Here is a 25486-nt window from a genome sequence, read left to right as displayed (position 1 = left end):
CGAAATCCTACATTGCAATGCGCCGCGATCAGTCGGCGAGGCTGACCTCACGCCCCGCGACCCAGACCCGCCTGACCGCATACAGATCCCGGAACGTCACATCCGGCGCGCCATTTACCAGCACCAGGTCGGCGCGGGCGCCCTTGCGGATCACGCCTTCGTCCTTGCGGCCCATGATCTCGGCGCTCACCTTGGTGCCCGCTTCGATCGCCTCGGCGGGCGTGAAGCCCAGCTCGGTGAGGATGCGCATCTCGCGCAGCGCGCCGAAGCCGGGATAGACGCCCTCGATGCCGGTATCGGTGCCCACGCCGATGCGGATCCGCGCGACCTGGAGCCGGCGGATATTCTCGCGCATGATCTCCCAGCGCTTGCTGTCATAGGGGGCGATCGCCTCGCCCCTGGCCAGACGCGCCGTCTCGCGGGCCTGCTGCTCGGGCGTGAGCAGGGCCAGCTCCTCGGGCGCGAGCACGCGCGCCTCGAGCGGCTCATAGGTCGCCAGCGTGGCGACATAGGCCATGTGGTGCTTCTTCATCAGCCCGATCAGCTCATTGTCGACCAGCGCATCGCCGACGCCGTGGGCCAGCGAGTCCACGCCCGCGCGCGCCGCGATCTTGGCGCCCTCGAGCGTGACGGTGTGGGTCATCACCTTGATCCCCGCCCTGTGCGCATCCGCGACGATCGCGGCCAAAGTCGGCTCGTCGATGCTCGGCTTGTCGGGGCGGGCGGGGTCGCCATAGCGCCAGCCATCGGCGAACACCTTCACCATGTCCGGCTTGTAGGGTAGCGCCTTGGCCATTGCCGCATGCGCCTCCTCCGGATTGGTGACCTGGAGCGTGATCGCATTGGTGAACTGGCTCTCGGTGCCATGCCCGTCGGGCACGCCGAGCCGCACCGCCAGCGTCAGGCGCGGGGTATCGGCGCGGAGCGCGCGGATGCCGGCCATCATCTCGCCCGAGACCGAGAATTCGTTGATGCTGGTCACGCCCGCGCGCAGGTACGGTGCGTAGAAACGGTGGAGCGACGCGGCGTCGGTAAAGGCCTCGCGCCTTGTGTGGATGTGGAGGTCGTGCAGCCCGGGGATCAGCGTCAGTCCCGTCGCGTCGATCACCTCGGTGCCTTCGGGCACGCGCAGCTTCCTGCCCACCCGCACGATCCGGTCGCCCTCGATCAGCACGTCGCTCAGCTTCGCCTTGCCGCCGGTGCCGTCGAACACCCGCGCGCCGTGGATCAGCGTCGCGCGCTCCTGCGCCTGTGCCTGCGCCGTGCCCGCTCCGGCCAGTGCCGCCGCTGCCATGATCGCCCTCATTTCAGATGCGCGTCGAAGAAGGAGATGGTGCGGCCATAGGCAGCGAGCCAGTCTGCATTGCGGAAGAATTCGTGGCGTTCATTGGGGAATACCAGCTCCTCATGCGGGATGCCGCGGGCCGCCAGCTCGCGGGCGAGCAGCAGCGACTGGGCGAAATCGACATTGCGGTCGTCGTCGCCGTGGACGAGCAGCACCGGCGAGCGCCAGGTCGCGATCGAACCCATGGGCGAGCTTTCCCACTGCTTCTGACGCATGGCGGCCTGCTGGTCGGGCGACACGCTGGTGTCGACGTTGCGCAGCAGCGTGTGGACGCCGTGGAAGTCGGCGCCCGCCTTGAACAGGTCGCTGTTGCGGGCGAGGGCGAGGGCGGTGAGATAGCCACCCCAGCTGCCGCCCCAGATGCCGATCCTGTCGGACTCGACATCCTTCTGCGCCGCCAGCCAGCGCCCGCCGGCCAGCACGTCGCGATATTCGGTGGCGCCGTCGCGGGCGATCCCGGGGGCGTCGCGGAACGCCTGGCCATAGCCGGTGCCGCTGCGATAGTTGACCGACAGCACGGTATAGCCCTTCGCCGCCAGCACCTGGTTCATCACATAGGCGTTCGAATAATATTGGGCGTGGTGGAAGCCGAGCACCATCTGGCGGCGCGGGCCGCCATGGACGAAGATCAGCGCGGGATGCTTGCCCTTGCCCTGGCCGCGGAACAGCTGGGCATGGACGGTCACGCCGTCCTCGGCCGTGTAGGTCACCGCTTCGGGGGTGATCGCGCCCTTCAGCTCGGCGACTCCGCCCAGCGGCGCCAGCCCCCTGGCCAGCACCGGGTGCGCGGTGTGGCCGGCATCGGCGGCGATGCCGGCGAGCTGGCCGCCGCCGAACAAAGGCAGGCTCTCGCTGCCCTTGCCCTGGGTTACCCGCTTCGCCGCGCCGCCGCCGGCCGGGACCTGCCAGAAATGGCGGCGATCGGCTTCGTCGGCATTGGCGGCGAAGGTGACGACATCGTCGGCGCCGAGGATGAAGGTCTCGACCTCGAACTTGCCGGGGGTCAGCTCCCTGGGCTCGCCGCCCCTGGCGGCGTCGATCGCATAGACATGGAGGAAGCCGGTGCGCTCCCAGGGGAAGAGCAGCTGACCGGCCTTGCTCCAGTAGAGATTGTGCTGGCGGGTGCCGTAATAGCGGCCGCCCATGCCTTTCGGCGCGCTCCACAGCGTGCGGGCCTTGCCGGTGGCAGCATCGGCGACGCGGATCGACCAATAGGGCCCGCCGTCACCCGCCGCGCCGGCGGGCGGATCGAGATACTGGATATAGGCGACCTGGCTGCCGTCCGGCGACAGCGCCGGCTCGGCCGAATAGCCGAGCGCCGGGTCCATGTACGTCAGCTTGCCCGCATCCACATCAAGCAACGCGACGAAGCCGTGGCCATCGCGATTGTCGACGAACAGCAGCTTCCTGCCATCGGGCGTCCATTTGAGATCGCTGACTCCACCGCCGACCGCGCCGATCCGCGCCGCCTTGCCGCCGGCCCAGACCCAGATCTCGCCGCGCCTGGTAAAGGCGATGCGCTGCCCGTCGGGCGAGAAGGCGGGCATATGGCCTTCGCCAATCGCGACCGGGGATTGGCCGTCCTCGGCGAGGAAGAGCTGCTGGTTTGGCGTGAAGGGCAGCGAGGCGGTGTTGGGGATCTTGCCGTCGGGGAACTCGTCATCGCCGCCGCGCACGAACGCGATGCGCTTGCCGTCCGGGCTGAGCGCCACGTCGTAGAGCATCATGCCGTCATCCTCGGCATAGCCCGTCACCTGGCGCGCCTGCTGGCCGGCATCGGCCACCCAGAGGTTGCGTGCGCCGGCCCGGTTCTCGACCCAGGCGAAGCGCGGCACGTCGCGGGCGCCGGCCATCTGGCTCGCAGTCGGCAAGGCGAGCGCGGCGGCCAGGTCGTTGGTCTGGGCAAGCGCGGGAGCGGCACTTGCGAGCATCGTCGCGCAGGACAGGTTGAGGGTGATCCGGATCATCTTCATTACGCGAACGTGCCGGTGCCATGTTGCCGGTACAATGCTGGCATGCGCGGTGGTTATGCCGGGGCCATGCCTCTGAATGATCGCGGGTTTGCACGCCGCACGGGCGCGGTTACGCTTGCGGCATGAAGCACATCGCACTTGGTCCTGTCGCGCTCGGCATCGCCCTGACGCTCGCCACCCCCGCGCTCGCGCAGCAGACGCTGGAGCAGCGGGTCGCCGCCAAGCTGGCCGAGGCGCCGCAGGGCACCCGCTTCGGGCTGGTGGTGGTGGACGACAGCGGCAAGGAGATCATCGCGATCAACCCGGACGGCCGCTTCATCCCCGCGTCGAATACCAAGGTCTATACGACGGCGGCTGCCTTCGCGAACCTGGCCGACATCAACGCGCCCGATGCGGCGGCCGGTACCGCAGTGCGGTTGCAGGGGCAGGATGTCGTGCTGGAAGGGCGGGGCGACGCGCGGCTGTCGAGCACCGACGATTGCACCGTCGATTGCCTCGCCACGCTGGCCGATGCGATCGCGGCGAAGACCAAGCATGTCCGCAACATCATCGGCGACGACACGCTCTTCCCGGACCAGCGCTGGAGCCCGGGGATGAGCTGGAACAACATCCCCAGCTCGTCGGGCACCGGCATCTCGGCGCTGACGCTCGACGATAACGAGCTGAAGCTCACCGTTTCGCCCGCCAAGGCCGGAGAAGCCGCGAAGGTCGAGCTCTGGCCCTATTTCACGATCGACAACCAGGCGAAGACGGTGCCGGGCGACAAGACCGAGCTGGGCTGGGACCGTGATCCCAACAGCAAGCTGCTCCACATCACCGGCACCATCGGCGCGGACGCCAAGCCGCGGGTGTGGAAGCTGGGGATCGACGATCCGGCTGAGTACGCGGCGTGGCGGCTCAAGGTGCTGCTCGAGGCACGCGGGGTGAAGGTGAAGGGGGCGATTCAATCGCTGCATCGGCGACTGACCCCGCAGGATGATCGTGCGAACCGCACCTTCCCGCCGGTGGAGGTCACGGTGCCCGGCATCCCCGCGCTCGCGCGGCTGACCCCGGCGCCGTTCGCCGAGGACCTCAAGCATATCAACAAGGTCAGCCAGAACCTTCATGCCGAGCTGACCTTGCGTCGGGTCGGCCTGCTCGACGGCGGCAGCGGTTCGATCGCGGACGGGGTCGCGAAGGTCGAGCAGGTGCTGGTCGCCGCAGGCGTGCCGCGCACCGCCTGGGACTTTTCCGACGGATCGGGCATGTCGAGCTATAACCGGGTGAGCCCGCGCGGTTCGGTGCTGCTGCTGCGCTGGGTCGCTGCCCAGCCCTGGGGCACGCAGTTCCGCGACACGCTGCCGATCGCCGGCGTGGACGGCACGCTGGCCCGGCGGTTCAAGGGTACCCCGCTGGAGGGCAGGCTGTTCGCCAAGACCGGAACGCTCAACCAGACCAACGCGCTGGCGGGCTATTTCACGGGGGCGAGCGGGAAGAACTACACCTTCGCCTTCTACGCCAACGACGTGCCGCAGGATGCCAGCGGGACGAAATATATGGACGATGCGCTGAACCTGGTGGCTGCGGGGAACTAGTCTTCAAGACTCCCCTCCCTGCAAGGGAGGGGTTGGGGGTGGGTGGCGACCCCGGCGAAGGCCGGGGGCGCTCAGCTATCGGCCCGCGATAAAGAAAAGGCCGGGCATCGAGCCCGACCTTTTCTAACCCACCCCTAGCCCCTCCCTTGCAGGGAGGGGAACGGGTTATTTCTGCTTCGCCGCCCAGTCCTCGGCGGCCTTCAGCACGCGCAGGACGTTGCCGCTCCAGATCTTCTCGATGTCGGTGTCCGAGAAGCCTTCCTTCTTCAGCCGCGCGGTGATCTTCGGCAGCGCGGTGATGTCTTCCATGCCGCGCACGCCGCCGCCGCCGTCCCAGTCGGCGCCGATGCCGACATGGTCGACGCCCATCACCGCGATGCAGTGGAGCAGGCTCTTCATGAACAGCTCGAAATCGGCGCCCTGATAGGGGTTGGTCGCGTCGGCCTTGGCCTTGTCGGCGATCAGCTTCTTCTGCTCGGCGTCCGAGAGTGCGTGCCAGTCGTCCTGACGGTTCGAGATCTTGTTGCGCGCATCGTCATGGTCGCCATCGACCAGGTAGACGCTGTTGACCTGGAGCACGCCGCCGGCCTTGGCGAGCTTGCGCATCCGGTCGTCGTCGAGGTTGCGCGGGTGGTTGTAGATCGCCTTGGGCCCCGAGTGCGAGGCGATGATCGGGGTCTTGGACAGCGCCATCGCCTGGTCGAACACATCGTCCGACGAGTGGCTGACGTCGATCACCATGCCGAGCCGGTTCATCTCGGCGACCCATTGCTTGCCCAAGGGGCTCAGGCCGTTCCACTGCTTGACCTTGTCGGTGGCGCTGTCGCCGAACTGGTTGTTGCGGAAGTGGATCGGGCCGGCCATGCGGACGCCCTGGTCGTAATACCACTTCAGCAGGGTCAGGTCGGTGCCGAGCGGATAGCTGTTCTCGATCGACTGGAAGACGATGCGCTTGCCGGCCTTGGCGATGCGATAGGCGTCCTCCGGGGTGGTCGCGAATTCCATCTTGTCGCTGTTCGCCGCCACCACGCGCTGGATCCACATCTCGCGGGTGAGCGCGGCGTCGCGGGCCTTGGCATAGCCTTCGGGGGTGAGCGGGCCCTGGCCGGTGTAGATCACGAAGAAGCCGCCATCGAGCCCGCCCTGCTCCATGCGCGGCAGGTCGATCTGGCTCTTGTCGAAGTCGCGGTCGTGCCACTCGTCGAACTTCCAGCCGGGATGCTCGAACAGCTCGGGCGTGTCGAGATGGGTGTCGAGCACCAGCATCTGCTGGTGCGCCAGCCGGTCGGCCGGGGTGGGCGTGTCGCTATCGGGCCCGGACAGGGCGATGGCGAGAGCGAGGAGCGAGATCATAGGGCCTCCCAGGCAGTGATGACGGCATCCCCCGTCGCGGGGCGCAGCACGAAGATGCCGCTGTCGAAATGGCGCGTCGGGTGGACGCGGTTGGTGAGCAGGGTCCAGGCGAGGCCGCGCTCGAAGTCGATCCACAGGCCGGTGCCGGTGAAGCCGGTATGGCCAATGGTCTCGTCGGAGCAGGCCTGGCCGCCCGACCAGCCGGCGAACTTGCGTTCCCAGCCGCAGGTGCGGTGGCTGTATTGCGGGGTGCGGATCGCTTCGAGCATCGCGGGCGAGAAGCTGCCGGACAGCACGCCCTGCGCGAAGTCGAGCACCCCGGCGACGGTGCCGAACAGCCCGGCATGGCCGGTCTGCCCGCCCATCGCAGCGCAATTCTCGTCATGGACCTCGCCCTTGAGCACGCGGCCGCGCCACATGCAGCGCTCGGTCGCCACGGCGGGGCCGGGGGGCGGGCCGTAGCTCAGCCCGGGGCCGAGCGGGTATTCGCCCAGGGGCGCGCCGGTCACCCGCTCGATCGCGATGCCGAGCAGGATGAAGTTGATGTCCGAATAGACCGGCTCGGCGATGTGCTTCCATTCGCGCTGGAGCACGAAGGCGCGGAGGCGATCCGGATCGTCGCCATAGGTGTAGATCGGCTCGACCGCGGGGAAGAGCGTGCGGTGGGCGAGGCAATCCCGGAAGGTGAGCGTGCGCTCATAGGCGCCGGCGACGTCGTACTGGCGCAGGTCGGGGATCACGCTGGTCAGCGGGGCGTCGAGATCGATCCGGCCCTCGTCGGCGAGGCGGAGGATCATCGTCGTGGTCGCCACCACCTTGGAGACCGAGGCTAGGTCGAACCAGTGATCGAGCGTCAGCGGCTCGGGCTCGGGGACGAGGGCCGCCATGCCGGTATGCGTCACCCAGCGCCGACCGTCGGCCGCGACCACGCCGAGCGTCGCGCCCGGGATGCGACCCGAGGCGACGGCTTCGGCGGCGGGTGCGAAAGCGCGCCCGATCATGCCGCGGCGCCTTCGGGCGTGTCGTCCGGGCGCGGCTTGGCCTTCACGATGAAGGGCAGGAACACCAGCGCGCCCAGGCTCATCGCGCCGGCCATGATGAAGAAGCCGTCATAGCCGATCGCCTTCTGGAACACGCCCGACAGGCCCGCGAGCAGCCTGGGGATCAGGAAGGCGAGGCCGGAGAACAGCGCATACTGCGCGCTGGGGAAGCGCGGGTTCACCAGCAGCGAGAGATAGACGACGAACACCGCACCCTCGAAGCCGTGGCCGAACTGGTCGATCGCCATCGCCAGGTACAGGTCGAAATCGCCGGCGGTCACCTGCACGCCGAACAGCGAGAACCACACCGGCCCGCCCGGCGACTGATAGGCCAGCCAGGCGAAGATCCAGTTGGACAGCGCCGACATCACCGCGCCGATCACCAGCGCCCAGCCCATCGGTGCCTTGGCGGCGAGGATGCCGCCCATCGTCACCCCGAGCATGCCCGCGATCAGCGCAACGAAGCCATCGGCGACGCTGATCTGCTCGAGCCCATAGCCGAGATGGTTGAACATCGGGTGGGAGAGGGCATTCGCCATCACGTCGCCGGTGCGATAGACCGAGATGAACAGCAGGATCGGGATCACCACGATCCCGTAGCGCCAGGCGACATCGACATAGGGGCCGACCGCGGCCGAGCGGCGCAGCGGCGCATCCCAGGGCAGCTTCTTCAGCCAGGGCACCGCGGTGCCGAGGATGATGAAGGGCAGCAGGCAGATCGCGAACACCCAGTAGCTCACCACGCCGGGATTGCGGATCCCGCCCGACCCGATCGCGGAGAGCAGTGCCCAGCCGAGCGCGCCGACCACCAGGACGCTTGCCACCATCGCCGCGAGGCTGGCGAGGATGCCGGTGACCAGCGCCACCGAGCGGCCGCCGCCGCCTTCCGCCTCGGGCCGCATCGCAGCGAGGATCGGGAAGGGCACGAAGGCCAGCACCGCGACCGAGAGATAGGCGATCGTCCAGTCGAACTTCGCCGCCATGAAGATGGCGCCGCCGCTGGCGATCACCATCGAGGCGCGATAGCCCCATTGGTTCGCGGCGACGAGCGGGCCCTGCTCCTCGGCATTGGGCGCCAGCTCGACGCGCCAGCCGTCCGCGGCGATCTCCAGCGTGCTGGTCCAGAAGGCGAGCAGCACCGCGAACAGCGCGGTGAGCGGGAGGTTGGTGTCCGACGCCGTGAACGCCATGCCCACGGTCGAAGCGAAGATGGCGAGCTGGGAGAGCATGATCCAGCCACGGCGCTTGCCGAAGAAGCGGCCGAAGCCGGGCACGTCATATTTCTCGAGCAGCGGGGCCCAGGCGAACTTGATCGTCGACATCAGCGAGACCCAGGCGAAGAAGCCGATGATCACGATATCGACGCCGTGCCGCGCCAGCCGCAGCGAAAGCGTGGCGCTGAACAGGTAGAAGGGCAGGCCGGCGGCAAAGCCGAGCAGCAGGTACAGGCCCATGCGCCCCCAGCCGGGGCGGACCGCTGCCGCAGCGGGACTCGGCGCCTCAGTCACGCGGCACCGGGCAGTAAAAACGCTTCATGCAGGCTCCCTCGCCCTGGTTTTCCTAACGCTCGGACGGGGCGGCGGCGCAGTCAATGGCGACGCTAGCACGCTTGTGTTGCAGTCGTGTCACGCTTTCCCGCAGAAACGTCTCATTTGATGCCACTGGGTTATGCCCCGGTGCACAGAAACTATGGCGCGGCGCAGCATTCTTGATACCTAATGCCCTCTCACCGCGCGGGAAACGCGGTTTCAGGGGGTAAGACAACATGATCGAAGCGAGGACTCTCAGGAGGATTCTTGTCTCGGGCGTTGCGTTCGCCGCCATGGCGAGCGCCATGCCGGCCTGGGCGCAGAGCACCGACAACACGACGCAGGAAGCCGCAACGCCAACGGGCGCGGTTCCCACCACGGATTCCGACGAGAGCGGCAAGCCGAGCAAGGGTAACGAGATCATCGTCACCGGCTCGCGCATCAAGCAGGACCCGAACAATTCGGCGCTGCCGCTGCAGATCATCACCCAGCAGGAAATCACCCGCAACGGCATCAGCAGCCCAGAGCAGCTGATGATGTTCCTGACGACCAGCGGCAGCGGCGCGGACAATCTCGCGTCGAACTCCGACGTCGTCACCGGTGCGCAGCGCGGCACCAACGGCCTGTCGGCGGCGAACCTGCGCGGCCAGGGCGCCGGCGGTACGCTCGTGCTGCTCAACGGCCGCCGCGTTGCCGCGCACGGCCTTTCGGGCTCCGCGGTCGACGTCAACCAGATCCCGTTCGCGGCGATCGAGCGCGTCGAAGTCCTCAAGGACGGCGCCTCGGCGATCTACGGTACCGACGCGGTCGGCGGCGTGATCAACTTCATCACCAAGAAGGACTTCCAGGGCCTCAGCCTCAACGGCTTCACCGACACCACCGAACAGGGTGGCGGCAACATCTACCGCATCGGCGGCGTCGCGGGCTTCGGTGACCTCGACGAGGACGGCTTCAACGTGATGGGCGCCGTCGCCTATAGCTGGAACAAGATGCTGCGCGGTTCGGAGCGCAGCTTCGTCAACGGCAGCCAGCCCAATCGCGGCCTTTCGGTCGATACCCGCGGCACCCCGGTGGCGACGGCGTTCAACATCGGCGCGAACACCCAGCCGGGCAGCATCACGGCCGGCGGCACGCTGCTCACCGGCCTGACGCTGACGCTGCCGAACGGCGCGAACGGCGCATCGGGCGGCATCAACATCCTCGACCTGCCAGGCGGCGCCGGCTGTGACTCGATCGACGGCGGCATGGCCTATGACGAGCAGCTGTGGAACACGCCCAGCGCGCAATATGCCTGTTCGTGGGATACGGGCCGCGCCGCGGTGATCCAGCAGCCGATCCAGACGCTGACCTATTACACCAAGGCGACCTGGCGCATCTCGGGCGACCATATCGTCGCCTTCGAAGTGACCGGATCGGACGCGGACTCGGCGAAGAGCTTCTCGAACGCGCAGCTCACCGCGAACACCACCAACCTGCCGATCGCCTATCCGCGCAATGCGGCGACGCAGGCGCAGTATGACTCGGTGTTCAACGCGATCCGTTCGGCGTTCGACGTACCGACCAACCCGAACCGCACCGCGCAGATCGCGGCGCTCAACGCGCGCTTCGGCCAGCCGATCTCCTATCGCTGGCGCTGCATCCCCTGCGGTCCGCGCGAGTACAAGACCAACACCAGCACCTTCCGCGCCGCGCTCGGCTTCGAAGGTCCGCTCTGGACCGGCTGGGACTATCGCGCGGGCGCATCCTATGCGCGCAGCGAAAGCTCGTCGGTGCTCGGCAGCGGTTATTATTATCGCGGCACCAACGCCAACGGCAGCTACGACGTCAACGCACCCGCCGTTGCCGGCGCCGGCCTGATCAACGGCCAGCAGGCGCGCGGCCTGGTCGGCGTGATGAATTCGGGCCTCATCAACCCGTTCAGCCTCACCCAGACCGCAGCCGGCCTTGCCGCGCTGGAATCGGTCTCGGCCTATGGCGCGACGCTCTATGGCGGCCGCTATGAAGTGAAGCAGGCCGATGCCTCGATCTCGGGCCCGCTCTTCCCGATCTGGGGTGGCGACGTCCAGCTCGCGGCAGGCGTCGACTATCGTCGCGAGACCTATGAGTTCAACGGCTCGGCGGCGGCTGCCGCGGCGGCGCCGGTGATCTTCCTGGCCGCGTTCGACAACGTCAACGCGCTCACCCCGAAGAAGCGCGACGTGAAGGCGGCCTATGCCGAATTGCTCGTGCCGCTGTTCAAGGGCTTCGAGCTGACCCTGGCCGGCCGCATCGACGATTACACCGGCTTCGGCAGCACCAAGAATCCGAAGATCGCGTTCAAGTACCGCCCGATCAACGAGCTGATGTTCCGCGGTTCGTACAACACCAGCTTCCGCGTCCCGACCTTCAACCAGATCTACAACGGCATCACCGAATCCCCCTATGCGGGTTCGGACATCGCCGATCCGGTGAAGTGCCCGGGCGGCGTGCCGACCAGCAACTTCGGCAGCGGCCTGCCCTGCGCGCAGATCCGCCCGAACATCTGGACGGGCGGCACCGCGGACCTGCGTCCGGAAACGGCCAAGCAGTTCAGCGCCGGCGTGGTCTTCCAGCCGATGAAGGACATGAGCCTGTCCGTCGACTTCTGGTCGATCGCGGTGGACAACACGATCCAGCTGCTCACGCTGCGCCAGCTGATCGACAATGCCGCGCTGTTCTCCGATCGCTTCGTCCGCGACGCGAGCGGCACGGTGCAGGTGATCGACGATCGCTGGATCAACGCGGGTTCGCGCCGCACCCAGGGCCTGGAATTCACCTATCGCAGCGGCTTCGAGGCGCTGGGTGGCAAGTTCTCGACCGGCCTGGACGGCACGCTGCTGCTCAAGAAGCGCGAGAAGCTCACGCCCAGCTCGGCCTATGGCCCCAGCCTGATCGGCGTGTTCAGCTATGCGGGCGACCTGGGCATCAAGTGGAAGCACAACGCGTTCGTCAGCTGGTCGAACGACCAGTGGTCGATCTCGTTCAGCCAGATCTTCCGTCAGGGTTTCAAGAACGGCGCCCTTCCGGGCATCGCGGCGGGCACGGTCACGCGTCCGGACTATAATGTCCGCACCGACGACTATGTCATCTACAACGCCTCGATCAGCTTCAACGGCCTGGCGCCGGGCTATCGCCTGAGCCTGGGCGTGAAGAACCTGTTCAACACCGATCCGCCCTTCACCATCACCTATGACGGCAACAGCGGCGCCGGCAGCTCCTGGGATCCGCGTGTCGCCGATCCGCGCGGCCGCGCCTATACCGTCTCGGCGCAGGTGCAGTTCTGATCCTCGATTGACTGAGGCACGCAGGGAAGGCCGGGGCAGCGATGCTCCGGCCTTTTCCTTTCCGGCCGGGTGGTGCAGGGACCGTCGGGTCGCCGGAATCAGGCCTCGGCTCGTCCCGTCGGATGCCATCGGGTTATGGCGCCGGGAACAGAAATTATGGCGCTGCGCAACATTCTTGGTACCTAATGTTCCCTCACCGCACGGGAGTTGCGGGTATCAGGGAATTGGCGACATGATCGAAGTAAAGGCGTTTAAGAAGCTACTTGCGGGCAGCTCGGCGATCGCGGCGATTGCGACTGCGATGCCGGCCTGGGCACAGACCGCGGCTCCGGAACCGCAGGCAACCACGGCGCAGACGGCGCCTGCCGAAGAGGGCGAGATCCTCGTCACCGGCTCGCGCATCCGCCGCGACGGGTTCCAGGCTCCGACGCCGCTGACCGTGCTGACCCAGCAGGACATCCAGAACACGTCGCCGACCAACAACATCGCCGACTTCGTCAACCAGCTGCCGCAGCTCGCCGGCTCGACCAAGCCGGCCAATTCGCGCCTGAACCTGTCGAACGGCTCGGCCGGCATCAACGCGCTCAACATGCGCAACCTCGGCGAAGGCCGCGTCCTCGTCCTCCTCGATGGCCGCCGCTCGGTCGGCTCGACCATCTATGGCTGGGTCGACATCAACACGATCCCGCAGGCGCTGGTCGATCGCGTCGAGGTCGTCACCGGCGGCGCTTCGTCGGCCTATGGCTCGGACGCCGTCTCCGGCGTGGTCAACTTCGTGCTCAACAAGAAGCTCGAGGGGCTGAAGATCGAGGCCGATACCGGCATCACCACCTATGGCGACGGCGGCAATTATTCGGCGAGCATCGCGGGCGGCAAGTCGTTCGCCGGCGGCCGCGGCCACATCCTGCTCAGCGCCAATATCGATCATCAGGACGGTATCTTCGAGGTCGGCAAGGACCGCGAGTGGAACCACACCGGCTATGTCCGCGTGGAGAACCCCGCCTGGGTTTCGGGCAGCAGCACCTTCAACCGCTACTTCACCACCAAGCGCCAGGTCGGCGCGTCGAACTCGACCCCGGGCGGCCTGATCACCGGCTCGGCCGGCACCACCGCCAACGCGCTGCGCGGCCTGTATTTCGGCTATGGCGGCGCGGTGAACACCTTCGACTATGGCACGTTCACCTTCCCGGCTTTCACGCGCGCGGCCGGCTCCTCTGCGCCCAGCGTCACCCAGGGCGGCTCGTGGCAGGTCAATGATTCCGGCACGCGCATCGGCCTGATGCCGAAGGACGATCGCTGGGGCGTGTTCGGCCGGCTGAGCTACGAAGTGGCCGACGGCATCGAGCTGTTCGCCGAGGGCTCGTACAACAAGCAGAAGGTCTTCTTCAACGCGGGCCCGAACCTGTCGACCGGCATCACCTACAACACCACCGGCTGCACCACCGTGCCGGTTCCGGTGACCTGCAACGCCTTCGCGCTCCAGGCGCTCGGCGCGTCGCGGCTTGCCGGCGTCACCAGCGTGACGGTGGCGACCACCGCCGCCGACCTGCCGTTCCGCGCGATCGACAATGAGCGCAAGGTGCAGCGCTATGTCGTCGGCGCCAATGGCGATTTCGAAGCGTTCGGCAAGGCCGCGCACTGGGAAGTCTATGCCCAGTACGGCCGCTCGGACGTGCGCGAGCAGCTGCGCAACATCATGCACAATACGCGCATGGCCAATGCGACCGCCGCTGCCTTCGCTCCGGCTGGCAATGCCCGCGGCTATGCGACCGGCTCGATCCAGTGCCTGATCAACGTCGATACCAGCACCACCAACGACGATCCGAACTGCGTGCCGCTGAACCGCCTCGGCGTCGGCGTCGCCGATCCGGCGGCGATCAACTATGTGCTCGGCAACCCGTATCGCGACCAGGTGCTCGAGCAATATGTCGCCGGCACCAACTGGTCGGTCACGCCGTTCGCCACCTGGGCCGGGGACGTCAGCGTCTCGGTCGGCGGCGAAGTCCGCAAGGAGAAGATCCGCGGCAGCGTGCCGAAGGAATACCAGCCGGTCATCACCACCACCGGCACCACCAATGCGTGGTCGGTGGGCAACTACCTGCCCTTCACCGGCGAATACAGCGTGAAGGAAGCCTATCTCGAGACGGTGGTGCCGCTCGGCCTGGGGCTGGAGTTCAACGGCGCGGTCCGCGCGACCGACTATTCCAACGCCGGCTATGTCACCACCTGGAAGCTCGGCGCGACCTGGGCGCCGATCCCGGACATCCGCTTCCGCGTGACCCGCTCGCGTGACATCCGCGCGCCCAACCTCAACGAACTCTACCAGGCCGGCACCGCCAACAGCGATTCCGTCCGCAATCCGAAGTACACGGCGGACGGCCTGAACGGCCCGCAGACCTTCGGCTATTCGGGCCTGGTCACCGGCAATCCGAACCTGCGTCCGGAAATCGCCAATTCGTGGAATATCGGCGCGGTCGTCTCGCCGCGCTTCCTGCCGGGCTTCACCGCCTCGGCGGACTATTTCCGCATCGATCTCGAAGGGGCGATCGACTCGATCAGCGCCCAGGAGATCATGAACCGCTGCGCCGAGGGCCTTGCCGACTATTGCGCCGCGATCAGCGACGATCCGGTCCGTTCGACGCCGACGGCGCCGTACAAGCTGATCCGCAGCCAGCCGTTCAACTTCGTGCGCAAGCTGGTGCGCGGCATCGACTTCGACATGGCCTATCGCATCCCGGTCGGCTCGGACGCCTTCACCCTGAAGGGTGTCGCGACGCGCTATATCGAGAACCTGTCCGACACCGGCATCGCCGGCCAGGTGGCGGTGAACACCGTCGGTGCGAATGGCGGCCAGGCGAGCACGCCGACCTGGATCTTCCGCGGCAGCGCGACCTATGAGACCGAGACCTTCTCGGCCACCGTCACCGGCCGCGGCGTCAGCGCCGGCAAATACTCGGCCACCGGCATCGAGTGCACCACCAGCTGCCCGGTCACCACGACGACCTCGACCTACCAGACCTATGACAACAATCAGGTCTCGGGCCTGTTCTACGTCGATCTCAACCTGAGCCAGACGGTGAACTTCGGGGACAACAAGGCCCAGTTCTTCATCAACGTGACCAACCTGTTCAACCGCTGGCCGCTGCTGGTGCCGGAAACCGGCCTTGCCGCGAACAGCACCTATTCGGATATGCTCGGGCGCCAGTTCCGCGCGGGCATCCGCATCAGCCTGAAGTAACGTCCATGCCGGCTCCCTCCCTTGTGAAGGAGCCGGCATGATCGCCGCCGCGCTCCTGCTGGCGGCATCGGACCCGGTCGCCGCGGTCCGGATCACCTTCGACACGCATGGGGAAACTTCGGTCAGCCTGAAAGGGCTGGCCGACCTTTCTTCGTCCCGTCCCGTCACCGCCGACGATCCGGTGCGGATCGCCTCGATCTCCAAGCTCGTCGTCGCGATCGGCGTGATGCGGCTGGTCGAGCAGGGCAGGCTCGATCTCGACGCCGACGTCTCGCGCTGGCTCGGCTGGAAACTGCGCAACCCGGCCTTTCCGGACAAGCCGATCACGCTGCGCCTGCTGCTCTCGCACCGCTCCAGCCTGACCGATCGGGTGGACTATGTCCTGCCGCTCGATGCCGATATGCGCGCGGTGCTGCAGGACCCCAGGGCCTGGGACGACAAGCACGCCCCCGGCAGCTGGTGGGCCTATACCAACTTCAACTTCCCGGTCGTCGCCGCGGTGATGGAGCGCGCCACCGGCGAGCGTTTCGATCGGCTGATGGATCGCCTCGTCCTCCGCCCGATGAAGCTCGATGCCTGTTACAACTGGGCGAGCTGCAAGCCGGAGACGGCTGCCCGGGCGGTAGTCCAGTATCGCGAGCGCAAGCCGACCAAGGACGACAATCGGGGCGCCGCGCCCGCCTGCCCGGTCACCCCGGCAAAGGATGGCAGCTGCGACCTCGCCGTCTGGCGCCCCGGTGCGAATGGCGCGGTCTTCGCGCCGCAGGGCGGGCTGCGCATCTCGGCGCGCGGGCTCGCCCGGATCGGCCGCATGTTCCTGAACAACGGCACGCTCGACGGCACCCGTATCCTGCGCGCGCGCTCGGTCCGCGCGCTGGAGACGCCGCTCTGGACCTATGACGGGCACAATGGCGATGTCGGCGGCGACATCTCGGTCGCGGTGCCGACCGGCGGGGCGACCTGTTCCTATGGCCTGGCGGTGATGTTCACCGCGACCGGCGCGCCGGGCTGCCGGGACGATCCGGTCGGGGACGGCAGCAAGCGCTTCGGCCATTCGGGCGATGCCTATGGCCTCAAGTCCGGCCTGTGGATCGATCGCGCGGCGGGCAAGGGCGTGGTTTATTTCGCCACCGATGTTCCGGATGTGCCGGGGAAACGATCGGCCTATACGCCGACGGAGGAATCGCTCGCCCGCCCGGAGTAGCAAATTGCGCCACGACGCCAATCTCACCGCAGACCGTCCCACCTTCGTCACCCATCTCGAATGCTCGATGACCGGCGAGCGCTATGAGGCCGACCAGCTTCACGGCCTGTCGCGCGTCGGCCGCCCGCTGCTGGTGCGCTACGACCTGGAAGGCGCGAAGGCCGCGCTGCCGCGTGACGAACTCGCCCGCCGCCCGGCGGATCTGTGGAAATATCGCGAGCTGCTGCCGGTTCGCGCTACCCGGAATATCGTCAGCCTTGGCGAGATCGCCACGCCGATCATCCCGCTCGACAAGCTCGCCGCCGAAGCCGGGGCGAAGCATCTCTGGGTGAAGGATGAGGGGCGGCTGCCCACCGGCTCGTTCAAGGCGCGCGGCCTGGTCATGGCGATCGCCATGGCCAAGGAGCTGGGCGTGAAGACGATCGCGATGCCGACCAACGGCAATGCCGGCGCCGCCGCTGCTGCCTATGCCAGCCGGGTGGGGATCGAATCCGTGATCTTCTGTCCGGCCGATACCCCCGAAGTGAATGTCCGCGAGATCGCCGCGCAGGGCGCGCGGGTCTACCGCGTCAACGGCTATATCGACGATTGCGGCAAGCTGGTCGGGCAGGGGGCGAAGGAGCGCGGCTGGTTCGACCTGTCGACGCTCAAGGAGCCGTACCGGATCGAGGGCAAGAAGACGATGGGCCTCGAGCTCGCCGAGCAGCTCGACTGGGAACTGCCCGACGTGATCTTCTATCCCACCGGCGGCGGCACCGGGCTGATCGGCATGTGGAAGGCGTTCGCCGAGATGGAGGCGTTGGGCTGGATCGGCTCGAAGCGCCCGCGGATGATCGCGGTCCAGGCCGAGGGGTGCGCGCCGATGGTCCGCGCCTTCGAGGCCGGCGAGCGCCATGCCACGCGCTGGCAGGACGCGCACACGATCGCGATGGGCATCCGCGTGCCCCAGGCGGTCGGCGACTTCCTGATCCTCGACGCGGTGCGCGAAAGCGGCGGCGTGGCGATGGCGGTGAGCGACGATGCCATTGCCCAGGCCGTCGAGGATGCCGCCCGCAAGGACGGGCTGCTGCTCTGCCCCGAAGGCGGCGCGACGCTGGCGGGGTGGCGCAAGGCGCTGGCGGAAGGGCTGGTGTCGGCTGACGAGAAGGTGGTGCTGTTCAACTGCGCCACCGGCCTGAAATACCCACTCGCCGATCAGTCGAAGACGCTCGACAAGGATGGAGCGATCGACTTCGCTGCGTTGTAATTCCTCTCCCCGGAAGGGAGGGGAGTTATCCTGCCAAGCTCCGGAACGTCACCGACCACCGGCTCGCGTCCATCGGCGCGATGCTGTGCTCCCAGCCGTGCCGGGCCTCGCCGGACAAATGGTAGCTGCCGCGCGGCTCCAGCGGGATCTCCGCCCGGTCGAACCTGCCGTCGGCCCGTCGCCGGCGCAGCCGGAGTACCGCAGGCGCCCCCAGCGACACCCCGACGACATGCTCGAACACCGGTCGGTCGCGATGCCAGCCGATCCCGGCACCCGGGTCATAGCGCGTCACCAGCGCCTGGACGAGCGCATCAGGCGCCATGCCGGCCAACGCCGCAGCCCTCTCGCGCAGCGGCAGCAGCCAGTCGGGCAGGGGCCCTGCCTCCGAAAGACTTGCGTCGGTGAAGTCGTAGCGCCAGCCGAAACTGTGCGTCAGTCGCTTGCCCAGCCATTGCTGAAATCGGAACGGCTCCAGTGCCGCGCCATTGATCCGACGAATCAGATCAGCTTCTTCCTCGGCGCTGACGATATTCTTCGCCTGTTCGATTCCCGGTGGCAGCGCATTCCTGAAAAGCTCGGGAAACAGTGTGGACACCTGCCGGATATGGGAAGTGCGACTAGCAACTTCCAGACATGAAGATCTTCACATTTATATGGAATTCCTATGTCTTTCCCGCGAGATAGCGGTTGCAACCTGGGGCTAGCCTCCCTAGCTGTCCGCACCGTGAAAAACGAAATGATCGCAGTTGTTGATCGCGCCTCCTCGTTCTTGAAGGCGCTATCGGGTCGAAGCCGTTTTCTGCTGCTCTGCCATCTCCTCGATGGCGAGAAGTCGGTAGGTGAGCTCGCACGCCTTACCGAGGCGCGCGATACCGCCGTATCGCAGCAGCTGGCACTCCTGCGACGTGAGGGCATGGTTGCCGCGCGTCGCGACGGGCAGATGATCTTCTATTCGCTGGCCAGCGACGAAGTCCGTCAGATGTTCGAGGCGATGTACGGCCTGTTCTACCGCACCGAAGCGGATCAGCCGCGCGAAGCCGTTCCGGCGTAAAGCCGGTCGACATCCTCCTTGCGGGCCAGCTCGGTCGCGGGAGTCATCAGCGTCGCGGCTCCGGCGGCGATGCCATAGTGTAAAGCGTCCTCGATCCCCTTGCCCTGCGATGCGGCAAGGGAGATCGCCGCCACCATCGAGTCCCCGGCACCCACTGTGCCCTTGGCCTCGACCGGGATGGCCGGCACCCGCAATTCCACGCCTTCGCCGACCAGCAGCGCCCCGCGTTCGGCGAGCGACACCACCACCATTTCAGCAAAGCCGCGCTTCCGCAGCTCGCGCGCCGCCGCCATCTCGTCGTCTTCGCTGCGGATCTCGCGGCCAAGCAGGTCGACGACTTCGCGCAGGCTCGGTTTGATCAGCCAGGCGCCGGCGCCTTCACAGGCGGCCAGGGCGGGGCCGGAGGTATCGATCACCAGCTTCACGCCGGCCTCCGCACAGCGCTTGCCGATCCGCTTGAGGATCGCCGGATCGCAGCCTGGCGGCAGGCTGCCGCTCACCACGATGTGGCTGACGTCCTCCACCCCGAACAGCGCATCGAGCAGCGTCGCCAGTTCGTCGTCGCTCAGCCCGGGTCCGGGCAGCACGAAGCGATATTGGTCGCCCGGCCTGCCCTCATCGACGGTGAAGCTCTCCCGCGTCGCGCCCTTGATGGGCACGGGCAGGATCGCGACCCGCTGTTCCTCGAGCAGCTGGACGATCGTCGCGCCCGCCGGCCCGCCGCTCGGGAATACCGCGACCGCCTCGCCGCCCAGATGCGTGATGACCCGCGCGACATTGATCCCGCCACCACCCGGATCGAAGCGGGGCGGCGAGCAGCGCAGCTTGTGGCCGGGGCGGACTTTCTCGGTACAGGTGGTGACGTCGAGCGCCGGGTTGAGCGTCAGCGTCGCAATGGCCACGGATCAGTGGGTCCGGTCCAGCGCGGCGCGCGCGGCGGCGACGATCGCCTCCTGCGGGCGGTTCACCCGGATGCGGTGCCAGTGGATCTCGCCCACCGAGCGGCGCGACTGCTCGCGCACCACCATCTCGGTCGCGTCCGACGCGTCGTTTGCGCGTGCGTTCACCCGCGCGATCCGGTCGCGCTCGGGGGCCTCCAGCCAGATGCCGGTGAAGGCGGCGCGATAGCGATCGGCCAGCGCTTCCACCACGTCGCGCTCGCTGCGCGCCATGAACACCGCATCGAGGATCACGCTGTTGCCGCAGGCGAGGTGATCGTCGGCGGATTCGAACAGCGCCTCATAGGTCTCGTCGTCATTATGCCGGGTATAATGCCTGGGCGGCAGCCGGGTTTCCGGGCTGACCCCGGCAAGGCGCTTGCGGAACACGTCGGAGCGCAGCACCCGCGCGCCGGGCAGGCGGCCGATCCGGCTGCCGAGCAGCCGCGCCAGCGTCGACTTGCCGGTCCCCGAAAGCCCGCCGATCACCACCAGCCGCGGCCGTGCCGGTGCGAGCAGGCTGTCGGCCAGCTCGGCATCGCCGTCCATGCTGGCGCGCAACGAGAGATAGAGCGGCAGCAGCGCCCAGCCGGTCGCGCCCTGCGGCGCGACGTCGAGATAGCGGTTGGCCAGCGTGTTCGCCTCGCCGGCCATGCCGCCGCGCATCACTTCGAGCACGGGGCGGGCAAGGTCGTGGAGCACGTCGAGCGGCTCGCCCATCACCGCGCGGATGCGGCCGGCGGCGATGCGGCGGCCGATCGAGTCGGTCTGGGCGGCAAGCTCGGTGCGCTGGGCGTCGGTGGTGGCGCTCAGCGCCAGCGTCTTGCGGAAGGCGCCGCCGTCGCCCTTGGGCGCGGCGGTGTGCGCTGCGGCGATCCGGTCGGCAAGGGCGTGCAGCTGGGCCGTGTCGAGTTCGCCGCCCAGCAGCGCCTCGAAATCCGGGTCCTGGCTCACTGCCAGCGCCGCCATATCCCACCCCTTTCTCGTCCGTCGAATCAGCCCCTAGCACGAGTTTCCTGAACGATCTTGGACAAGATCGACCTATCGCGCCGCGGCACCCGCAAAGGCATCCCGGATCACCCCATGGAGTGCCTTTGACTGGTACTGATCATTATAGGGCGTGGCACGCTGCAATGTCTTGTCCTTGCGTGGCTTGAACCCGTTGAGCCAGGTGAAGCGATCGCACATGCCCCAGGCGAGCACGTCGCGGAGCTGTTGGTAGGAGAACATGATCTCCAGATAGGCCGCGGCGTAGTTGGCGACGATCCCGTCGCGCAGCTTCGCGTCGGTCGGCAACAGATGGTCGTCCACGTCGAACTCGGTGACGGCCAGCTTGTAGCCCATCTGGGTGGCGCTATCGAGGAAGGTGCGCCACGGCTTCTCCTGCCGGTTCACCAGCGCGCCCACCGTGCCGTCGCCAGTCAGCCCGATATGCGATTGCACGCCCAGCGTGTCGCAGGGAATGCCCCGCTTGCGGAAGCCTTCGAGCAGCTTGAGCACGCCAAGGCGATGCCCATCATTGCCCGGCTCCCAGCTCATGTAATCATTGTAGACCAGCTCGACGCCCGGGGCATGCGCGCGGGCAGTGTGATAGGCGAAGTCGAGCATCGCCTCGGTCCCGCCGAACGCCTTGGAGAGCGACGAGGTACGCAGCGCGCCGGTGCCTTCCTCCACCGTCTCGTTGACCACGTCGAAGCTGACGATGCGGCTGCCGTAGAGCTTGCAGAGCGTGCGGATGTGCTGGCCGAGGATCTTCTCGGCTTCCTTCACCGGCGACGCGCCGAAGTCATGCTCGTTCAGCCATTTCGGGAAATACTGCGTCTTGTGCCACAGCAGCGTGTGGCCGCGCATCGCCATGCCGTTCGCCTCGGCATAGTCGAGCATGTCGGAGAAATGGTCGAGGTTGAAGGTCTTGGCGTCGGGCCGGATTGCCTGCCACTTGAATTCGTTCTCGGGCACCAGGATGCCGCAGTCGCGCTTGAGCAGCTCGGCATATTTCGGATTGGCGAAGGATCCGCGATCCGCCCCCGGCGGTCCCCAGGCGAAGCAGGAGCCGAAGCGCATGCCCTTGGTCTTCGCGACTGCATTGATCCCCTCCACCGCCTGCGCGAAGGCGGGGAAGGGCAGGGTGGCGAGCGCCGCCCCGGCGCCCAGCAGTCCACGACGCGTAATGTCAGTCATCAGCAAGCCTCTCCCGCTCACCAGTTGAACAAGGTTCCGTCCTCGAGCCGTGCGACGGGGAGATAGGCGCGCTTATATTCGTATTTCGCAGCCAGTTCCTCGTCGATCTCGACACCCAGCCCCGGCGCATCGCCCGGATGCATCATTCCGTCCCTGAACGAATAGGCATGTGGGAACACCGCGTCGGTCTTCGCCGTGTGGGGCATCAGCTCCTGGATGCCGAAATTGGGCACCGACAGGCCGAAATGCAGCGCCGCCGCCATGCAGACCGGGGACAGGTCGGTCGCGCCGTGGCAGCCCGTGCGCACCTGATAGAGGTCCGCGAACGACGCGATCCGGCGTATGTGCGTGATCCCGCCCGCATGCACCATCGTCGCGCGGACATAGTCGATCAGCTGCTCCTCGATCAGCTGCTTGCAGTCCCAGATCGTGTTGAAGATCTCGCCCACCGCCAGCGGGGTGGTGGTGTGCTGGCGGATCAGGCGGAAGCCGGCCTGGTTCTCCGCCGGGGTCGCATCCTCGAGCCAGAACAGCCGGTACGGTTCCAGCTCCTTGCCCAGCCGCCCCGCCTCGATCGGGGTGAGCCGGTGATGGACGTCGTGGAGCAGGTGCACGTCCCAGCCCAGCACCTCACGCGCCTTCTCGAACAGCGGCGCCACCGAGCGCAGGTACTTCTCGGTCGACCAGAGGCTTTCGGTCGGCAGCGAACCGTCGGCCGGCTCGTAGCGCTGGCCCGGCTTGGCGACGCCATAAGTGGATTTCAGCCCCGGTACGCCCGCCTGCAGCCGGACGGCCTTGTAGCCCTCTTCCACATGGCGGACGGCTTCCTCGATCGTCTCCTCGATCGTCGCGCCATTGGCATGGCCATAGACCATGCAGCCCTCGCGGCTCGCCCCGCCGAGCAGCTGGTAGAGCGGCATCCCGGCGAGCTTGGCCTTGATATCCCACAGCGCCATGTCGACCGCGGCGATCGCACACATCGTCACCGGGCCGCGCCGCCAGTACGCGCCCTTGTAGAGATACTGCCAGATGTCTTCGATCCGGTGCGCGTCGCGCCCGATCAGGCAGGGGATGACGTGGTCCTGGAGATAGGCGACCACCGCCATCTCGCGGCCGTTGAGCGTCGCATCGCCGATGCCGGTCGTGCCGTCGGCGGTCTCGATCTTGAGCGTCACGAAATTGCGGTCGGGGCAAGTGACGATCACGCGCGCGGATACGATCTCGGCCATGACGTTCCCTGCTTCCCCTTCCTGGTCCGGCGCGTCGTCGCCGCGCGCCACTATGCTTGGTAGCGCTACCATTGTTGCGCTGATACAAGCTTGTCAACGGCGGCGTATGACCGCGTAGAGACGGGAAGAGCGATGCTTCGGAAATTGCTGGCTATTTTGTCTGCGTTTTTGTGTTTCGGCCTTGCGAATCAAGGCCATGCCGAAGACGGATATGACCTCTGGCTGCGCTATCAGCCGCTCGAATCCAGCGCGAAGGCGCGTTACGAGCCGCTCGTCACGCATCTGGTGGCGCCCAATGCGCGCCCGACGATCCGGGCTGCCACCGACGAACTGCAGCGCGGCTTCAAGGCGATGTTCGGTTATGACCTCGTCCAGCGCGAGACACTGATGGGCAACGGCGCGGTGCTCGTCACCCGGGCCGATTCCCCGAACCTCAAGGGGCTCGACCTGCCGTTCGCGAAGCTGGGCGAGGAAGGCTATCTGATCCGCACTGCGGTGATTGCCGGCAACCGTACGACGATCATCGCCGGAAACAGTGATGTCGGCACGCTCTACGGCGTGTTCCGCTTCCTGAAGCTGCTCCAGACCGGCCAGCCGATCGACAATCTCGACATCGTCGATGCGCCCAAGCTCAAGGTCCGCGTGCTCAACCATTGGGACAATCTCGATCGCCATGTCGAGCGCGGCTATGCCGGGCAGTCGCTATGGGATTGGCAGAAGCTGCCGCTGCACAAGGACCCGCGCTACACCGATTATGCCCGCGCCAATGCCTCTATCGGCATCAACGGCACGGTGCTGACCAACGTCAACGCCAATGCCGATATCCTGCGCCCCGATTACCTGCAGAAGGTGAAGGCGCTGGCCGAGGTCTTCCGGCCCTATGGCATCAAGGTCTACCTCACCGCGCGCTTCTCCGCTCCGATCGAGCTGGGCAAGCTCAAGACCGCCGATCCGCTCGACCCGCAGGTCCAGGCGTGGTGGAAGGCCAAGATCGACGAGATCTACTCGGTAATCCCGGATTTCGGCGGTCTGCTGGTCAAGGCCAATTCGGAGGGCCAGCCCGGCCCGGCGGATTACAAGCGCACCCATGCCGAGGGCGCCAACATGCTCGCCGATGCGCTTGCCCCGCATCACGGCATCCTGATGTGGCGTGCCTTCGTCTATGCCGCCGAGAATGCCGAGGACCGGCACAAGCAGGCGTACACCGAGTTCCAGCCGCTCGACGGCAAGTTCCGCGACAATGTGCTGGTCCAGGTCAAGAACGGCGCGATCGACTTCCAGCCGCGCGAGCCCTTCCATCCGCTGTTCGGTGCGATGCCGAAAACGCCGCTGATGATGGAATTCCAGATCACCAAGGAATATCTCGGCTTCGCTACGCACCTCGCCTATCTCGGCACGATGTGGGAGGAGGTGCTCGAGGCCGATACCTTCCGCCCGAAAAAGGGCAGCACCGTCGCCAAGGTGATCGAGACGCCGGTCGATGCCGGCGCCGCTACCGGCATGGCCGGGGTCGCCAATATCGGCAGCGACCGCAACTGGTCGGGCTCGCAGTTCGACCAGGCTAACTGGTATGCGTTCGGCCGCTTCGCTTGGGATCCCGACGCGAAGGCCGAAGCGATCGCGCGCGACTGGGCGGCGATGACCTGGGGCAGGGAAGCCGCCGATCCTGTGGTCCGCATGATGATGGGCTCGCGCGAGGCGGTGGTCGATTACATGACCCCGCTCGGCCTCGCGCACCTGATGGCGACGGGCCACCATTATGGCCCCGGCCCCTGGGTGTCCGACCTGGCCCGTCCCGAATGGAACCCGGTCTATTACCACAAGGCCGATGCGGCCGGGATCGGCTTCGACCGGACGGCCAAGGGCAGCGATGCGCTGTCGCAATATGCCCCGGAGGTCGTGAAGGCCTGGGGCAGCCCGAAGACCATTCCGGAGAATTTGCTGCTCTGGTTCCACCACCTGCCCTGGGACTATCGCACCAAATCCGGCCGCACTCTGTGGGACGAACTGGTCACCCGCTATGACGCGGGTGTCGATGTCGTCGGCAAGATGCAGGCCGACTGGGCCGCCCTGCGCGGCAAGGTCGACGAGACCCGCTGGGCCGAGGTCCGCGACTTCCTGGCGATCCAGCATGCCGAAGCGACCTGGTGGCGCGACGCCTCGATCGCCTATTTCCAGTCGATCTCGAAGCGCCCGCTGCCGGCCGGGCACAAGCCGCCCGCGCATGATCTGGAATATTACAAGGCGATCTCCAACCCCTACGCCCCGGGGCAGGGGAAGTAG

The 25486-nt window shown here is 67.0% G+C and carries 17 protein-coding genes; 7 read left to right on the top strand and 10 right to left on the bottom strand.

Translation table 11 applies throughout. The annotated features are described in order from the left end of the window. Window positions 1–28: 28 nt before the first annotated feature. Both HNP52_RS16360 and HNP52_RS16355 read right to left on the bottom strand, forming a co-directional pair. A complete protein-coding gene (locus HNP52_RS16360; protein WP_184168694.1) occupies window positions 29–1306 on the bottom strand; it encodes an amidohydrolase family protein in 1278 nt (425 codons plus the stop codon). Beyond that, the gene (locus HNP52_RS16355; RefSeq protein WP_260396187.1) at window positions 1303–3318 is read right to left on the bottom strand and encodes a prolyl oligopeptidase family serine peptidase; all 2016 of its coding nucleotides are present in this window, start codon (window positions 3316–3318) and stop codon (window positions 1303–1305) included. Before HNP52_RS16355 ends, HNP52_RS16360 begins: the two co-directional genes overlap by 4 nt. 122 nt (window positions 3319–3440) lie before the next feature. Between HNP52_RS16355 and dacB the strand changes: the two genes are divergently transcribed. Then, complete coding sequence (gene dacB, locus HNP52_RS16350) at window positions 3441–4892, top strand: D-alanyl-D-alanine carboxypeptidase/D-alanyl-D-alanine-endopeptidase (RefSeq protein ID WP_184168693.1); 1452 nt, start codon at window positions 3441–3443, stop codon at window positions 4890–4892. A gap of 165 nt (window positions 4893–5057) precedes the next feature. Here the strand turns inward: dacB and HNP52_RS16345 are convergent, their stop codons facing one another. From HNP52_RS16345 to HNP52_RS16335, 3 genes are read right to left on the bottom strand one after another with little or no spacing between them, the layout of a single operon-like run. Next, entirely contained in the window at window positions 5058–6245 is a 1188-nt protein-coding gene (locus HNP52_RS16345; protein ID WP_184168692.1) for a dipeptidase, read from the bottom strand. Continuing rightward, window positions 6242–7246, bottom strand: coding sequence for a serine hydrolase (locus HNP52_RS16340; protein WP_184168691.1), 1005 nt, complete (start codon window positions 7244–7246; stop codon window positions 6242–6244). The genes HNP52_RS16345 and HNP52_RS16340 overlap by 4 nt, the downstream gene beginning before the upstream one ends. Next, a complete protein-coding gene (locus tag HNP52_RS16335) occupies window positions 7243–8793 on the bottom strand; it encodes a permease (protein ID WP_311768495.1) in 1551 nt (516 codons plus the stop codon). The genes HNP52_RS16340 and HNP52_RS16335 overlap by 4 nt, the downstream gene beginning before the upstream one ends. 314 nt (window positions 8794–9107) lie before the next feature. Between HNP52_RS16335 and HNP52_RS16330 the strand changes: the two genes are divergently transcribed. From HNP52_RS16330 to HNP52_RS16315, 4 genes are all read left to right on the top strand, one after another. Continuing rightward, a complete protein-coding gene (locus HNP52_RS16330; protein WP_184168690.1) occupies window positions 9108–12116 on the top strand; it encodes a TonB-dependent receptor domain-containing protein in 3009 nt (1002 codons plus the stop codon). 232 nt (window positions 12117–12348) lie between these two features. After that, complete coding sequence (locus HNP52_RS16325) at window positions 12349–15354, top strand: TonB-dependent siderophore receptor (RefSeq protein WP_184168689.1); 3006 nt, start codon at window positions 12349–12351, stop codon at window positions 15352–15354. A gap of 37 nt (window positions 15355–15391) precedes the next feature. After that, window positions 15392–16558, top strand: coding sequence for a serine hydrolase (locus HNP52_RS16320; RefSeq protein ID WP_184168688.1), 1167 nt, complete (start codon window positions 15392–15394; stop codon window positions 16556–16558). Window positions 16559–16562: 4 nt separating this feature from the next. Beyond that, on the top strand, window positions 16563–17804 hold the full coding sequence (locus tag HNP52_RS16315) for a threonine synthase (RefSeq protein WP_260396186.1): 1242 nt from the start codon (window positions 16563–16565) through the stop codon (window positions 17802–17804). Between the two features lie 25 nt (window positions 17805–17829). Here HNP52_RS16315 and HNP52_RS16310 read toward each other — a convergent pair whose 3' ends face one another. Then, on the bottom strand, window positions 17830–18399 hold the full coding sequence (locus HNP52_RS16310; RefSeq protein ID WP_311768494.1) for an alpha-ketoglutarate-dependent dioxygenase AlkB: 570 nt from the start codon (window positions 18397–18399) through the stop codon (window positions 17830–17832). Between the two features lie 141 nt (window positions 18400–18540). On the opposite strand from HNP52_RS16310, the gene HNP52_RS16305 reads away from it, so the two are divergent. After that, the gene (locus tag HNP52_RS16305; protein ID WP_184168686.1) at window positions 18541–18855 is read left to right on the top strand and encodes a helix-turn-helix transcriptional regulator; all 315 of its coding nucleotides are present in this window, start codon (window positions 18541–18543) and stop codon (window positions 18853–18855) included. On the opposite strand, the gene HNP52_RS16300 is transcribed toward HNP52_RS16305, so the two are convergent. The 4 genes from HNP52_RS16300 to manD form a co-directional block, all read right to left on the bottom strand. Further along, entirely contained in the window at window positions 18828–19757 is a 930-nt protein-coding gene (locus tag HNP52_RS16300) for a 1-phosphofructokinase family hexose kinase (RefSeq protein WP_184168685.1), read from the bottom strand. The genes HNP52_RS16305 and HNP52_RS16300 overlap by 28 nt on opposite strands. Window positions 19758–19760: 3 nt before the next feature. Continuing rightward, a complete protein-coding gene (locus tag HNP52_RS16295; protein ID WP_184168684.1) occupies window positions 19761–20762 on the bottom strand; it encodes an AAA family ATPase in 1002 nt (333 codons plus the stop codon). A 72-nt stretch (window positions 20763–20834) separates the two neighbouring features. Next, window positions 20835–21974, bottom strand: a complete 1140-nt coding sequence (locus HNP52_RS16290; RefSeq protein ID WP_184168683.1) for an endo-1,4-beta-xylanase — start codon at window positions 21972–21974, stop codon at window positions 20835–20837. Window positions 21975–21991: 17 nt separating this feature from the next. Continuing rightward, window positions 21992–23203 carry a D-mannonate dehydratase ManD gene (manD, locus tag HNP52_RS16285; protein ID WP_184169224.1) on the bottom strand — a complete coding sequence of 404 codons (1212 nt, stop codon included), beginning with the start codon at window positions 23201–23203 and terminating at the stop codon, window positions 21992–21994. Between the two features lie 132 nt (window positions 23204–23335). Between manD and HNP52_RS16280 the strand changes: the two genes are divergently transcribed. Continuing rightward, on the top strand, window positions 23336–25486 hold the full coding sequence (locus HNP52_RS16280) for an alpha-glucuronidase family glycosyl hydrolase (RefSeq protein WP_184168682.1): 2151 nt from the start codon (window positions 23336–23338) through the stop codon (window positions 25484–25486).

The organism is Sphingomonas kyeonggiensis, assembly GCF_014204495.1.
GTDB classification, from domain to species: Bacteria; Pseudomonadota; Alphaproteobacteria; order Sphingomonadales; family Sphingomonadaceae; genus Sphingomonas; species Sphingomonas kyeonggiensis_A.
Note: the sequence above shows the minus strand (reverse complement) of the source record. Positions and strands in the feature narration are given on the sequence as shown.